The 14,053-nt window shown below is 63.2% G+C and carries 17 protein-coding genes; 10 read left to right on the top strand and 7 right to left on the bottom strand.

The window, feature by feature from the left end:
• Window positions 1–61: 61 nt before the first annotated feature.
• Window positions 62–1,054: a type IV pilus twitching motility protein PilT gene (locus P5705_RS11720; protein WP_277461027.1), complete on the bottom strand. Its 993-nt coding sequence runs from the start codon at window positions 1,052–1,054 to the stop codon at window positions 62–64.
• A gap of 65 nt (window positions 1,055–1,119) precedes the next feature.
• On the opposite strand from P5705_RS11720, the gene P5705_RS11715 reads away from it, so the two are divergent.
• From P5705_RS11715 to P5705_RS11675, 9 genes are all read left to right on the top strand, one after another.
• Complete coding sequence (locus P5705_RS11715) at window positions 1,120–1,806, top strand: YggS family pyridoxal phosphate-dependent enzyme (RefSeq protein WP_277461026.1); 687 nt, start codon at window positions 1,120–1,122, stop codon at window positions 1,804–1,806.
• Between the two features lie 38 nt (window positions 1,807–1,844).
• Complete coding sequence (gene proC / locus P5705_RS11710; RefSeq protein ID WP_277461025.1) at window positions 1,845–2,663, top strand: pyrroline-5-carboxylate reductase; 819 nt, start codon at window positions 1,845–1,847, stop codon at window positions 2,661–2,663.
• Between the two features lie 10 nt (window positions 2,664–2,673).
• Window positions 2,674–3,264, top strand: coding sequence for a YggT family protein (locus tag P5705_RS11705; RefSeq protein WP_277461024.1), 591 nt, complete (start codon window positions 2,674–2,676; stop codon window positions 3,262–3,264).
• Window positions 3,265–3,352: 88 nt separating this feature from the next.
• On the top strand, window positions 3,353–4,492 hold the full coding sequence (gene metX, locus P5705_RS11700; RefSeq protein WP_248918304.1) for a homoserine O-succinyltransferase MetX: 1,140 nt from the start codon (window positions 3,353–3,355) through the stop codon (window positions 4,490–4,492).
• A gap of 7 nt (window positions 4,493–4,499) precedes the next feature.
• Window positions 4,500–5,120, top strand: coding sequence for a methionine biosynthesis protein MetW (metW, locus tag P5705_RS11695; protein ID WP_011531735.1), 621 nt, complete (start codon window positions 4,500–4,502; stop codon window positions 5,118–5,120).
• A 25-nt stretch (window positions 5,121–5,145) separates the two neighbouring features.
• On the top strand, window positions 5,146–5,580 hold the full coding sequence (locus tag P5705_RS11690; protein WP_277461023.1) for a DUF4426 domain-containing protein: 435 nt from the start codon (window positions 5,146–5,148) through the stop codon (window positions 5,578–5,580).
• Window positions 5,577–6,173 carry an RdgB/HAM1 family non-canonical purine NTP pyrophosphatase gene (rdgB, locus tag P5705_RS11685; RefSeq protein ID WP_277461022.1) on the top strand — a complete coding sequence of 199 codons (597 nt, stop codon included), beginning with the start codon at window positions 5,577–5,579 and terminating at the stop codon, window positions 6,171–6,173. The genes P5705_RS11690 and rdgB overlap by 4 nt, the downstream gene beginning before the upstream one ends.
• Entirely contained in the window at window positions 6,170–7,348 is a 1,179-nt protein-coding gene (gene hemW / locus P5705_RS11680; protein ID WP_277461021.1) for a radical SAM family heme chaperone HemW, read from the top strand. Before rdgB ends, hemW begins: the two co-directional genes overlap by 4 nt.
• A 9-nt stretch (window positions 7,349–7,357) precedes the next feature.
• A complete protein-coding gene (locus P5705_RS11675; protein ID WP_011531731.1) occupies window positions 7,358–7,684 on the top strand; it encodes a DUF3392 family protein in 327 nt (108 codons plus the stop codon).
• A gap of 41 nt (window positions 7,685–7,725) precedes the next feature.
• Here the strand turns inward: P5705_RS11675 and P5705_RS11670 are convergent, their stop codons facing one another.
• From P5705_RS11670 to P5705_RS11650, 5 genes are all read right to left on the bottom strand, one after another.
• Window positions 7,726–9,126 carry a S1 family peptidase gene (locus P5705_RS11670; RefSeq protein ID WP_277461020.1) on the bottom strand — a complete coding sequence of 467 codons (1,401 nt, stop codon included), beginning with the start codon at window positions 9,124–9,126 and terminating at the stop codon, window positions 7,726–7,728.
• Between the two features lie 790 nt (window positions 9,127–9,916).
• A complete protein-coding gene (gene trmB / locus P5705_RS11665; protein WP_277461019.1) occupies window positions 9,917–10,639 on the bottom strand; it encodes a tRNA (guanosine(46)-N7)-methyltransferase TrmB in 723 nt (240 codons plus the stop codon).
• Between the two features lie 9 nt (window positions 10,640–10,648).
• Window positions 10,649–11,461, bottom strand: a complete 813-nt coding sequence (locus P5705_RS11660) for a thiazole synthase (protein ID WP_277461018.1) — start codon at window positions 11,459–11,461, stop codon at window positions 10,649–10,651.
• 53 nt (window positions 11,462–11,514) lie between these two features.
• The gene (gene thiS, locus P5705_RS11655; protein WP_044488631.1) at window positions 11,515–11,715 is read right to left on the bottom strand and encodes a sulfur carrier protein ThiS; all 201 of its coding nucleotides are present in this window, start codon (window positions 11,713–11,715) and stop codon (window positions 11,515–11,517) included.
• A 102-nt stretch (window positions 11,716–11,817) separates the two neighbouring features.
• Window positions 11,818–12,189 (bottom strand): DUF423 domain-containing protein, encoded by a 372-nt coding sequence (locus tag P5705_RS11650; protein WP_011531727.1) that lies wholly within the window; start codon window positions 12,187–12,189, stop codon window positions 11,818–11,820.
• A 64-nt stretch (window positions 12,190–12,253) separates the two neighbouring features.
• Between P5705_RS11650 and mtgA the strand changes: the two genes are divergently transcribed.
• Window positions 12,254–12,964, top strand: a complete 711-nt coding sequence (mtgA, locus tag P5705_RS11645; protein WP_277461017.1) for a monofunctional biosynthetic peptidoglycan transglycosylase — start codon at window positions 12,254–12,256, stop codon at window positions 12,962–12,964.
• A gap of 171 nt (window positions 12,965–13,135) precedes the next feature.
• Here mtgA and rpoH read toward each other — a convergent pair whose 3' ends face one another.
• Window positions 13,136–13,990 (bottom strand): RNA polymerase sigma factor RpoH, encoded by an 855-nt coding sequence (rpoH, locus tag P5705_RS11640; RefSeq protein ID WP_213659199.1) that lies wholly within the window; start codon window positions 13,988–13,990, stop codon window positions 13,136–13,138.
• Window positions 13,991–14,053: the final 63 nt, after the last annotated feature.

Genomic DNA, 14,053 nt, shown 5'->3' with positions numbered 1-14,053 from the left:
GCACTGTGATGCCTCGGCGGGGGCGAGTCCATTCAATTACAGGAGACATGTGGCGCCTGATCTAGTCGATCAAGCCTTGCTGCCTCAGGCGCCGTGTCGCCTCCTCCATCGTCACCATCCCCTGCGCTGCCCCGGCCTGCATCAACGAACAGATCTGCGCCATCCGCCCCTCGCGGATCAGGTTGCGCACCGCCGGCGTCACCACCAGCACCTCCCTTGCGGCGACCCTGCCGCCACCGACGCGCCTGACCAGCCTCTGCGCCACCACCAGCCGCAGCGACTCCGCCAACATCATGCGCACCAGCGGCTTCTCCTCGGCGGCGAACACCTCCACCAAGCGATCAATACTGTTGACCGCCGAGCGCGTATGCACCGAGGCCAGCACCAAGTGCCCTGTTTCGGCAGCTCGCAGCGCCAGGCGGATACTCTCCAAGTCACGAAGCTCCCCGACCATGATCACATCGGGGTCCTGGCGCAACGCACTGCGCAATCCCTGGGAAAAATCGCGACTGTCGCGGCCGATTTCCCGCTGGTTGATCAGGCTGCGCTGGCCTTGATGAATGAATTCGACAGGGTCTTCCAAGGTGATGACGTGAAGCGCGTACTCCCGATTGAGCTCATCGACCAGCGCCGCCAGGGTGCTGGACTTGCCGCTCCCGGTGGCCCCCCCAATCAGCACCAGGCCTTCCCGGCTCGATGCAACAGCTTGAAATACATCATGCAGGTCGAGCTCATCGAGGCGCGGCACTCGCGCCGGGATCAGCCGTATGCTCGCCCCCGACCCATTGCGCTGGCGAAACAGGTTCACCCGAAAGCGGCCCAGAGCGGGCACAACCAAGGCAAGATCCAGTTCATCACCCGACATCCATTGCCGGCGCTGTTCTTCATCGAGCCATCCAGCCAGCCCCTGCTCCAGCGCCGCGGGTACCAGCACCGGCAACGCCATGCGGCGCAGTTCGCCATCCAGCCGCAGCAGCGGTACCTCGCCCGCGGCCAGGTGCAGGTCGCTTGCACCCGCAGCCACAGCCCGGGCCAGCAGATCGGTCACATCCATGAGACTCCCCAACAGCGATCAAGCAGGTAGAATGCCGCAGACCCCAAAGCCGTCGGCGACGAACCATGCCCACCCTAGCAGAGAACATTTCGGCCATTTCCGCCCGCATCGACACTGCGGCGAAGGTTGCCGGCCGCGACCCGGCCAGCATCCAGCTGCTGGCGGTGAGCAAGACCAAGCCGGCCAGCGCCATCCGCGAGGCCCATGGCAGTGGGCTATGCGACTTCGGCGAAAACTACCTTCAGGAAGCCCTGACGAAACAGCAGGAACTCTCTGACCTGCCCTTGATCTGGCACTTCATCGGCCCCATCCAGTCGAACAAGACCAAAGCCATCGCCGAGCACTTCGACTGGGTACATTCCGTGGATCGCCTGAAAATCGCCCAACGCCTCTCTGAACAGCGCCCGGCCAACCTGCCGCCGCTGAACATCTGCCTGCAGGTGAACGTCAGTGGCGAAGACAGCAAGTCCGGCTGCGCACCCACCGAACTGCAAGCCCTGGCCCAGGCGGTGAACGCCCTGCCCGGCCTACGCCTGCGTGGTCTGATGGCGATCCCGGAACCGACCGATGACCGCGCCGCACAGGAGGCTGCCTTTGCCACCCTGCGCCAGCTCCAGGAACAACTGGGCCTCGGCCTGGACACCCTGTCGATGGGCATGAGCCACGACCTGGAAGCCGCTATCTGCCAAGGAGCGACCTGGGTCCGCATCGGTACCGCCCTGTTCGGGGCCCGCGACTACGGCCAGCCCTGAACCCATGCTTAACTCACTCTTTCCCTCAAGGACCTGACATGAGCAAGACTCGTATTGCCTTTATCGGCGCCGGCAACATGGCCGCCAGCCTGATCGGCGGCCTGCGCGCCCAGGGCCTGGATGCCACGCAGATCCGCGCCAGCGACCCGGGTGCCGAGACCCGCGCGCGGATCCAGGCCGAACACGGTATCGAAGCGTTCGAAAGCAACGCACAAGCCATCGACGGCGCCGACGTGATCGTGCTCGCAGTCAAGCCGCAGGTCATGAAAGCTGTCTGCGAGGCACTGAAGCCGAACCTGAAAGCCGGCCAACTGGTCGTCTCCATCGCCGCGGGCATCACCTGCGCCAGCCTTCAGGCGTGGCTGGGCGCCATCCCGGTGGTGCGCTGCATGCCCAACACCCCGGCACTGCTGCGCCAGGGCGTCAGCGGCCTGTATGCCACCCAGGAAGTGTCCACCCAGCAACGCCAGCAGGCCGAACAACTGCTGTCCGCCGTGGGCACGGCCTTGTGGCTGAGCGAAGAACAGCAACTGGATGCCGTCACCGCCGTCTCCGGCAGCGGCCCGGCCTACTTCTTCCTGCTGATCGAGGCCATGACCGCCGCAGGCGAGAAACTCGGCCTGCCACGTGAAACCGCCTCGCAACTCACCCTGCAGACTGCCTTGGGCGCCGCGCGCATGGCCGTCGCCAGCGACGTCGACGCCGCCGAGCTGCGCCGCCGCGTCACCTCGCCGGCCGGCACCACCGAGGCGGCGATCAAATCGTTCCAGGCCAGCGGCTTCGAGGCCATCGTCGAGCAGGCCCTGCAGGCCGCGGCGAAACGCTCCGCCGAACTGGCCGAACAACTGGGCAAATAAGGAGCCATTGATGAATGCACTGTCCGGCGCCGCGATCTTCGTGGTGCAAACCCTGGTCAGCCTGTACCTGGCGATCGTCCTGCTGCGTTTCGTACTGCAGTTGGTCAAGGCCGACTTCTACAACCCGCTCAGCCAGTTCGCCGTGCGCGCCACCCAGCCGCTGCTCAAGCCTCTGCGCCGGGTGATCCCCAGCATCGCCGGCCTGGATACCTCCTCGCTGCTGCTGTCGGTCCTCATCCAGGGGCTGCTGATGGCCTTCGTGCTGATGCTCACCTACGGCACCTTCGGTGACGTGCTGCACCTGCTGATGTGGGCGATCCTGGGCGTCACCTCGCTGTTCCTGAAGATCTTCTGGGTGGCGATGATCGTCATGGTGATCGTCTCGTGGGTCGCGCCCAACAGCCACAACCCCGCCGCCGAACTGGCCTACCAGATCAGCGAACCGGTGCTGGCGCCGTTCCGCCGCCTGGTGCCGAACCTCGGTGGCATGGACATCTCGCCGATCTTCGCCTTCATCGCCATCCAGGTGATCCAGTCGTTCCTCATGCCCCAGCTGGCGGCCTACGCCGGCATGCCGCAAGAGCTGTGGCGGATGATCTGACCCCGCCTGCATCCAGCGGCAAGCCTTTGCTTGCCGCTGGGGGTAGCGCTCTTTAGACTTACGCCTCCGTCAAGCGTGAGCAGGGTCGATGTCCACTGTCCTTCCCGAAGATTCCGTCGGTCTGGTAACACCGCAAATCGCCCGGTTCGATGAACCGCTGGCCTTGGCCTGTGGCCGCTCGCTGGCCTCGTATGAACTGATCTACGAAACCTATGGCACCCTCAACAGCACCGCCAGCAATGCCGTGCTGATCTGCCATGCGTTGTCCGGCCATCACCATGCCGCCGGCTATCACGCCGCCACCGACCGCAAGCCGGGCTGGTGGGACAGCTGCATCGGCCCCGGCAAACCCATCGACACCAATCGCTTCTTCGTGGTCAGCCTGAACAACCTGGGCGGCTGCAACGGCAGCACCGGCCCCAGCAGCGTCAACCCGGCCACCGGCAAGCCCTACGGCGCCGATTTCCCGGTACTGACGGTCGAGGATTGGGTACATAGCCAAGCGCGCCTGGCCGATCGCTTAGGGATACAGACCTGGGCCGCCATCGTCGGCGGCAGCCTGGGCGGCATGCAGGCGCTGCAATGGACCATCACTTACCCGGACCGTGTGCGCCACTGCGTGGACATCGCCTCGGCGCCCAAGCTGTCGGCGCAGAACATCGCCTTCAACGAAGTGGCACGCCAGGCCATTCTCACCGACCCCGAGTTCCACGGCGGCTCGTTCCAGGACCAGGGGGTGATCCCCAAGCGTGGCCTGATGCTGGCACGCATGGTCGGCCATATCACCTACCTGTCCGACGACTCGATGGGCGAGAAATTCGGCCGCGAGCTCAAGAGCGACAAGCTCAACTACGACTTCCACAGCGTCGAGTTCCAGGTCGAGAGCTACCTGCGCTATCAAGGCGAGGAATTTTCGGGGCGGTTCGACGCCAACACCTACCTGCTGATGACCAAGGCGCTGGACTACTTCGACCCGGCCGCAGCCCATGGCGGCGACCTGGCGGCAACCCTGGCCCATGTCACGGCGGACTACTGCATCATGTCGTTCACCACCGACTGGCGTTTCTCGCCGGCCCGTTCGCGTGAGATCGTCGACGCCCTGATGGCCGCGCGCAAGAACGTCTGCTACCTGGACATCGACTCGCCCTACGGCCACGACGCCTTCCTGATCCCCACGCCTCGCTACATGCAGGGATTCGCGAACTACATGAACCGCATCGTCATCTGAGGACAGCATGAGAGCCGACCTGGAAATCATCCAAGACTGGATCCCTGCCGGCAGCCGGGTCCTCGACCTGGGCTGCGGCAACGGCGAACTGCTGGCCTCCTTGCGCGAGCGCAAGAACGTCACCGGCTATGGCCTGGAGATCGACGCCGACAACATCGCCGCCTGCGTGGCCAAGGGCGTCAACGTCATCGAGCAGGACCTGGACAAGGGCCTGGGCAACTTCGCCAGCAACAGTTTCGACGTGGTGGTCATGACCCAGGCCCTGCAAGCCGTGGAGTACCCCGACCGCATTCTCGACGAGATGCTGCGGGTGGGGCGCCAGTGCATCATCACCTTCCCCAATTTCGGCCACTGGCGCTGCCGCTGGTACCTGGCGACCAAGGGGCGCATGCCGGTCTCGGACTTCATGCCGTATACCTGGTACAACACCCCGAACATCCACTTCTGCACCTTCGAAGACTTCGAGAACCTGTGCCACGAGCGCCACGCCAAGGTGCTCGACCGCCTGGCCGTCGACCGCCTGCACCGTAACGGGTTGGGCGGCCGGCTTTGGCCTAATCTTCTAGGTGAGATCGGTATCTATCGGGTCAGCAGCCCGGGCCTGCAGGAGCATCAGCTCGCGGTCTGACCCTCGCGAACGGAGGAATGGGATCATGCGTCGATTTGCACTGTTTCTGATCAGCCTGTGCCTGGCCTTGCCGGTACTGGCTGCCGATGCCGCCAAGCCTGAACGCCAGGAAGTGTTCGGCGACGTGACGGTCCACTACAGCGCCTTCACCTCGAGCATGCTGCAACCCGACATTGCCGCCGCCACGGGCCTGACCCGCAGCAAGAACCAGGGTGTGCTCAACATCGCCGTGCTCAAGGCCGGCAAGCCCGCGATGGCGGTGGTCAGCGGCACGGTGAAAGATCTCACCGGGCGCAGCAACCCGTTGTCGTTCAAGCAGATCACCGACCAGGGTGCGGTGTACTACATCGCCCAGTTCAAGATCGACCAACCCGAAACAGTCACCTTCGACCTCAACGTCGAAACCGGCGGCGTCAGCCATCCACTCAGCTTCAACCAGGAAGTGTTCCCAGGCGAATGATGAATTTCCAGCAACTCGTATTGGCCAGCCACAACGCCGGCAAGCTCAAGGAACTGCAAGCGATGCTCGGCGAGGCCGTGCACCTGCGTTCGATCGGTGAATTCAGCCAGGTAGAACCGGAAGAGACCGGCCTGTCGTTCGTCGAGAACGCCATCCTGAAAGCCCGCAACGCCGCGCGCATCTCCGGCCTGCCGGCCCTGGCCGACGATTCGGGTTTGGCGGTGGACTTCCTCGGCGGCGCGCCAGGCATCTACTCGGCGCGCTACGCCGACGGCAAGGGCGATGCGGCGAACAACGCCAAGCTGCTCGAGGCACTGAAAGATGTACCCCATGAGCAACGTGGCGCGCAGTTCGTCTGCGTCCTGGCGCTGGTGCGCCACGCCGACGACCCGCTCCCCATCCTCTGCGAAGGCCTGTGGCACGGCAGCATCCTGTTCGAGGCTAGCGGCGAACACGGCTTCGGCTATGACCCGCTGTTCTGGGTCCCGGAGCGCAAGTGCTCCAGCGCCGACCTCGCCCCCGTCGACAAGAACCAGCTCAGCCACCGCGCCCGCGCCATGGCCCTGCTGCGCCAACGTCTGGGCCTGGCATGACCGACAAGCTGTCCTTGCAGCCGGCGGGCCTGATTCTTCCCGAGCTCCCGCCGCTGTCGCTGTATATCCATATCCCCTGGTGCGTGCGCAAGTGCCCGTACTGCGACTTCAACTCGCACCAGGCCGGCCCATCGTTGCCGGAAGACGAATACATCGATGCCCTGCTCGCTGATCTCGACCAGGAAATGGCAGCGGTCCAGGGCCGCCCTATCAGCACGATCTTCTTCGGGGGTGGCACACCCAGCCTGTTCAGCGCAGACGCGCTTGGCCGACTGTTGCGAGGTGTCGAGCAACGCATCCCGTTCGCCCCGGATATCGAGATCACCCTCGAGGCCAACCCGGGGACCTTCGAGCAGGAGAAGTTCAAGGCCTACCGGCAGACCGGCATCAACCGCCTGTCCATCGGCGTGCAGAGCTTCCAGCCGGCCAAGCTGGAGAAGCTGGGACGCATTCATAACGGCGATGAAGCGGTTCGCGCTGCCGGCATGGCGCGCGCGGCAGGTTTCGACAACTTCAACCTCGACCTGATGCATGGCCTGCCGGACCAGTCGTTGGACGATGCGCTCGGTGACCTGCGCCAAGCCATCGAGCTGGCGCCGACGCACTTGTCCTGGTACCAGCTGACACTGGAACCGAACACGGTGTTCTGGAGCCAGCCGCCAGAGCTGCCCGAGGACGATATCCTCTGGGATATCCAGGAAGCCGGCCAAGCGCTGATGGCCGAGCATGGCTACCGGCAATACGAAGTCTCGGCCTATGCCGAGACCGGTCGTGCCGCGCGGCACAACCTGAACTACTGGCGTTTCGGCGACTTCATCGGTATCGGTGCGGGCGCCCATGGCAAGCTGTCGTTCCCCGACGGGCGCATCCTGCGCACCTGGAAGACCCGCCTGCCCAAGGATTACCTGAATCCGGCCAAACCGTTCAAGGCAGGCGAGAAACTGCTGCCCGCCGATGAGCTACCCTTCGAGTTCCTGATGAATGCGCTGCGCCTCACCGACGGCGTGGAGGCCGAGCTGTTCAGCCAGCGCACCGGCCTGCCCCTGGCGCAGCTCGCCGAAGCCCGCCGCGAAGCCGAACAAAAGGGCCTTTTGCAGGTCGAACCGGATCGGCTGGCAGCCACACCACGTGGCCAGCTATTCCTCAACGACCTGCTGCAGTACTTCTTGAATTAAGGATGACCCATGGACCTGGTACTTGACCTGCTCTCGACCGTTTCCCGCTGGAGCCGCAGCAACCTGTCGGAGATCTCGCTGGCCCTGGTGGGCTGCCTGCTGGTGCTGTTCGGCACCGATATCAAGGGCTGGGTGGAAGGACGCCTGGGTGGTCTGGCCGGCGCCTTGCGGGTGCCGTTCATGGCCTTGCTGGTGATGATCGGCAGCGGCGCGGCGCTGATCTATGCAACGCCGTGGATCGTCAAGGGGCTGGGGCAGTTCAACAACTATGCACTGGCACCGGTGTTGCTGGTGGTGCTGGTGTTGATTGGTGTTGTGGCTGATCGGCGAGGTTGAGCCTGCAAGCGTGCGCGGGCCGTAAAGGACCCGCGCACCGTTCAAGTTCGAGGGCGCAGCCTGACCTCCACCGCTACTGAACGCTGCCCGGCGTGATCGATGCCCACGGCACACAACCGGCTGTCTTGGCGGACGATGATCTTGCTGCTCAAATCGCCGTAGCCATGGGGATCTGCACAGGCGGTACTCTGCCAGGGCCCCAGCTTGAACTCCACACGCTGGAACAGGATGTGCCTTGACGGCACATTAATCCGATAGGCCCAGCGATCGAATGCGTCCAGGTAGGGTGCGCTGACGTCCATCTCCGGTTGTGCTGCGGGCCCCGGCGGGTGTACCACCACTGGCAACGCCACGGCATTGCGGTTGGCAGGCTCAGGCCCATCCGCCTCGCGCCCCCATAAGCACAACGCCAGTACCGTTGGATTCGCCGGCGCCAGGATCAAGCCAGTCGCAGGAAGATTCAGCACATCACCCGAGACCTGCTGCACTCCGTATCCATCCGCTTGCTCACATTGTTCCGGCCATTGCGCAAGCTTGGCCTGATAGAAGGGCGTCGTAGAGTACACGGGTGAATCGATGACGATAGGTGCCTGAACGGACTGCTTGTAGATCAGGCGGCTGTCATCGTCTTTTTCCACAAGCACGTTGAAGACGTTGCCCAACCCGCAGCCTTCGCCCTGAGCATCGAAGCGCCCCTGTATCAGGCAGGCCGGAAGGAAGCTCAGGTCCGAAGCATGGCCGGCACCAGGCAACGTGCTGTGGAAGATTGCCAAGACACGATGCGTTGCATCCAGCACCGGACTGCCAGAGTCACCCGGCTGCAGGCTTGCGCCCTCCACCCTCAACAGATGGCGATACACGACACCATCGCCGGTCTTCAGGTCGATCCATGGCAGATCCTGCTCCGGCCAACTGGCGATACCGCGATGGCTGTCACTCAAGCGCGGCACGGCGATAACCGGTTCATCCTCGACGGCCTTGCGTCCAGCCAAAGCCAAAGGCGTAAGCCCAAGCGCCTTGAGTGCACCCTGAGTCTGGGACAGTTCGAAGATGGCGAAATCCAGGCCCCGACGCGAGACATAACGCACCCGAGCGACGGAGAAATGCCTGCCGGCAACACTGGCGAAACTGATATGCCCAGTCCCAGGCAACTCCGCATCGACGATGTCGGCGCTATCCTCCAGTGCATGTCCGCTACCCACTAGCAAAGCGGGTGCTGCATCGTTGCCGCTGTCGATCAGAAATGCCGTGCTCTGCGCGACTCGGCGCAGCGCGAAGTTCGGTGCAAAGTTTTTGGTCGTGCGCTCATACATCGCCATACCAGAGAGGTTGATACCGCTCCCTGGCGGTGCCGACGCTTCACAGCCGAACGCGACCATGCATAGCGTGGCAACGCTAAACAGTGCACCCAGTGTGGACGAGAGATAAGGTGTGACATGCATGATGAATCTCCTGGTTTTCAGGCTTGAATGCCCGGACCAGAAGGCTCACACAGCGAGTGGACGACCAGCGCATAACATGTGCTATATGCGCGGAGGGGAAAAACACAGGCCTGGTTTTTAGGGGGACTCAGATTGGCGTGGTGGCTGATCAGCAGGGTTGAGCTGCTAAAAGCCGCCCTGGCGAACCAGGGCGGCCTCTCACCCGACCAACCCTTAACGGGGATCGTCAAAGTGATCGCGCAGGAAGTCTCTTGCGGTCCTGAATACGACCAGGATACGGATGAGCGTCCAGACACGGCTCAGCGTATTCAGCAAACGCTTCATATGCCTTGGCCTCCGTGTTGGCTGGGCCAATCTTCCAGCATCTGACCGGCACTTCGATGCCTTCGGAGATCACGTGAAGTCTCTCCAGTGAAGTGGCCAGGTGAATGGCCCTTCGAGAACCTACCGGCGCGGTTCGTAGGCCGCGTCGAAGGGGCCGAGAGCGTGAATGAATTCGTTTCCCGGCCCGCCACTGAATTAATCCACATGAGAGCGGTGCCACTTTACGTCAGTCGAAAATCCAATGCTGTTACTGACACGTTCACAGTTAATGCTGGATATTTCCATCATTGACGCAGTTTCAATGCAGCCCTAGTATCTCCCGTGTGAAGTCTCTCCAGTGACACTGAAGTAGGCAGGCTCAGGACTCGTAACCCAAAGCCCGCATAAAAAAACCGCCTTTCTCAAGGCGGTTTTTTTGCGCCTGCAAAATTGCAGGCCTTAAAAGAAGATGCCGAACGATTCCCGCTCAGTCCACCTTCTCGAACTTCAAGTCCCACACCCCATGCCCAAGGCGCTCACCACGGCGCTCGAACTTGGTGATCGGACGCTCTTGCGGGCGCGGCACATAAGCGCCATCGGCCGCCTGGTTGCGATAACCCGGTGCCACCTTCATCACGTCCAGCATGTGCTCGGCATAGGGCTCCCAGTCGGTGGCCATATGGAACACGCCACCCACTTTCAGCTTGCTGCGCACCAGCTCGGCGAACGCCGGCTGGACAATGCGGCGCTTGTGATGACGCGCCTTGTGCCACGGATCCGGGAAGAACAGCATCAGCCGGTCGAGGCTGTTGTCGGCCACGCAGCGGTTGAGCACCTCGATGGCGTCGCAGTCGTACACCCGCAGGTTCTTCAGGCCCTGAGTGAGCACGCCGTTGAGCAGCGCGCCAACACCTGGGCGGTGCACTTCGACACCGATGAAGTCCAGCTCCGGCGAGGCGGCGGCCATCTCAAGCAGCGAGTGGCCCATGCCAAAGCCGATCTCCAGGGTGCGCGGCGCCGAACGGCCAAACACCTGGTCGTAGTCCACCGGGCTGTCGGCCAGCGGCAGGATGAACTGCGGGCCGCCCTGGTCCAGGCCACGTTGCTGGCCTTCGGTCATGCGCCCGGCGCGCATCACGAAGCTCTTGATGCGGCGGTGCGGGCGGGCTTCACCGTCTTCGGTGATCGGCGTTTCTTGCGATTCAGTCATCGGGGGCTCTTACTTGATCAGACCTTCCAGCGGCGAGGACGCGCTGGCATAGAGTTTCTTCGGCATGCGCCCGGCGAGGTACGCCATGCGGCCGGCAAGGATCGCGTGCTTCATCGCCTCGGCCATCAACACCGGTTGTTTCGCGTGGGCAATGGCCGAGTTCATCAGCACGGCCTCGCAGCCCATCTCCATGGCGATGGTGGCATCAGAGGCGGTACCCACGCCGGCATCGACCAGCACCGGTACCTTGGACTCTTCCAGGATGATCTGCAGGTTGTAGGGGTTGCAGATTCCCAGGCCGGTGCCGATCAGGCCGGCCAGCGGCATGACGGCGATGCAGCCGGCTTCGGCCAGCTGGCGGGCGATGATCGGGTCATCGCTGGTGTAGACCATCACGTCGAAACCGTCCTTGACCAGCACTTCGGCGGCCTTGAGGGTTTCGATCACGTTCGGGAACAGGGTCTTCTGGTCGGCCAGCACTTCCAGCTTCACCAGCGTACGGTTCTCGTGGGACTTGTGGCCATCGAGCAGTTCACGGGCCAGGCGGCAAGTACGTACCGCTTCGACTGCGTCGAAACAGCCTGCGGTGTTCGGCAGGATGGTGTACTTGTCGGGCGACAGCACGTCGAGCAGGTTCGGTTCGCCCGCATTCTGGCCGAGGTTGGTGCGACGCACGGCTACGGTGACGATCTCGGCACCCGAGGCTTCGGTGGCCAGACGGGTTTCTTCCATGTCACGGTACTTGCCGGTGCCGACCAGCAGGCGCGACTGGAAGGTGCGCCCGGCCAGGACGAAAGGCTTGTCGCTACGAACGTTGCTCATCGATGTTCCTCTGGGAAGGTTACGGGGCTTTTGGGTGAATCGCCGGGCGTAGCTCAACCACCGCCAATGGCATGGACCACTTCGACCTGGTCGCCATCAGCGAGCAGCGTGCTCTCGTGCTGGCTGCGCGGCACGATGTCCAGGTTCAGTTCCACCGCCACCCGGCGGCCGGCCAGCTCCAGCCGGCCCAGCAGCGCCGCGACGCTCTCGCCCTCGGGCAGGTCGTAAGGTTCACCGTTCAGTTGAATGCGCATGCGCACGGCCACCATTGTTCTTTGGGGCCCGCATTCTAGCCCCGATCCGCCTTGCAACCCAAGGGCGGTACACGCCATTAGTCGCGATTGTGGACCGTTCGGTCAGCCCAGGCGCCAGGCGGCCAGCCCCAGGCACAGCCAGCCGGCGAGGAAGCACAGGCCACCCAGCGGGGTGATCATGCCGAGCTTGCCCAGGCCGCTGAGGGTCAGCACATAGAGGCTACCGGAGAACAGCAGGATGCCCAGCGCGAACAGACCACCGGCCCAGCCGACCAGACGCCCCGGCAAATGCACCGACAACACCGCTACGCCCAGGATCGCCAGGGCATGCACCAGCTGGTAGGTGACGCCGGTATGGAAAATCGCCAGGTAGTCGGCGCTGAGGCGGCTCTTCAGGCCATGGGCGGCGAAGGCGCCGAGGGCGACACCGGTAAAGCCGAAGAACGCGGCAAGCATCAGGAAGCTGCGAAGCATGGGACGACTCCTCGAAAGGGGCCTGTATAATGGCCCGTTCCAACGGTCCGGCCAAGCCATCACCATGCTGTCATCCCTCCTCCGCCGACTTTCTCGCGCCCTGCTCTGGTTCGCTGCTGGCAGCATTGCCGTCGTTCTGGTCCTGCGCTGGGTGCCACCGCCCGGCACGGCACTGATGGTCGAGCGCAAGGTGGAGTCATGGTTCAACGGCGAACCTATCGACCTGCAGCGCGACTGGACGCCATGGGAGGATATCTCCGATGAGTTGAAGGTGGCGGTGATTGCCGGTGAAGACCAGAAGTTCGCCAGCCACTGGGGCTTTGACATTCCCGCGATCCAGGCAGCCCTGGCCTACAACGAGCGTGGCGGCAAGGTCCGTGGGGCCAGCACACTGACCCAGCAGGTGGCCAAGAATGTGTTCCTGTGGTCCGGTCGCAGTTGGCTGCGCAAGGGGTTGGAAGCCTGGTTCACCGCACTGATCGAGCTGTTCTGGTCGAAAGAACGGATTCTCGAGGTGTATCTGAACAGCGCCGAATGGGGCAAAGGGGTGTTCGGCGCCCAAGCCGCGGCGCGCTATCACTTTGGGGTCGATGCCAGCCGCCTGACGCGACAACAGGCCGCGCAGCTCGCGGCGGTGTTGCCGAGCCCGATCAAATGGAACGCTAGCCGCCCGAGCGCCTACGTGGCAAGCCGGGCGGGATGGATTCGTCGGCAGATGAGCCAATTGGGTGGGCCGAGCTACCTGATGCAGCTGGATGCTTCGCGCAAGCTTTGAGTTTTGTGACTGCAATACCGGCCTCTTCGCTGGCAAAGCCGGCTCCTACAGGTATTGCGATCCCCCTGTAGGAGCCGGCTTTGCCAGCGAAGAGGCCGGTACAGGCACCACAAAATGAAAAGGCCGCTTGCCCGGAAGGGAAGCGGCCTTTTCGAACCAGCCAGGCGCCGATCAGATGGTAATCAGTGCCTTGACCTTGTTCATCGCGTTCTTCTCGAGCTGACGAATCCGCTCGGCCGAAACGCTGTACTTCTCCGCCAGCTCATGCAACGTGGCCTTTTCCTCGGCCAGCCAGCGCTGGTAAAGGATGTCGCGGCTGCGGTCGTCCAGGCCTTGCAGGGCTTCGTGCAGATTGCTGCTGGAGTTGTCACTCCAGTCGGCGTCCTCGAGCTGCAGGGCCGGGTCGTAGCGGTGGTCTTCCAGGTAATGCGCGGGCGACTGGAAGGCGCTGTCGTCATCGGCTTCCGCCGCCGGGTCGAAGGCCATGTCCTGGCCGCTCAGACGGCTTTCCATCTCGCGCACTTCACGGGGCTCGACACCGAGGCTTTCGGCCACGCGATGCACTTCGTCGTTGTTCAACCAGGCCAGGCGTTTCTTCTGGCTGCGCAGGTTGAAGAACAGCTTGCGCTGGGCCTTGGTGGTGGCCACCTTGACGATGCGCCAGTTGCGCAGGATGAACTCGTGGATCTCGGCCTTGATCCAGTGCACCGCAAAGGATACCAGGCGCACACCCATTTCCGGGTTGAAGCGCTTTACTGCCTTCATCAGGCCGACGTTGCCTTCCTGGATCAGGTCAGCCTGGGCCAACCCGTAGCCAGCATAGCTACGGGCGATGTGTACAACGAAACGCAGGTGGGCCATCACCATTTGACGAGCGGCCTCGAGATCCTGCTCATAGTAGAGACGCTCGCCCAGATCACGCTCCTGCTCCGGCGTCAGCAAGGGAATGCTGTTCACCGTGTGCACGTAGGCTTCCAGGTTTGCACCGGGAACCAGGGCATAGGCAGGTTGCAACGATGTGGTCATTCAAGTACCTCCGGCTTACAGACTCGTGCCTTGTGGGCACTGCCAGCATAGACAAGGAACCCT

This window comes from Pseudomonas entomophila (assembly GCF_029478665.1).
Lineage (GTDB): Bacteria > Pseudomonadota > Gammaproteobacteria > Pseudomonadales > Pseudomonadaceae > Aquipseudomonas > Aquipseudomonas entomophila_F.
Note: the sequence above shows the minus strand (reverse complement) of the source record. Positions and strands in the feature narration are given on the sequence as shown.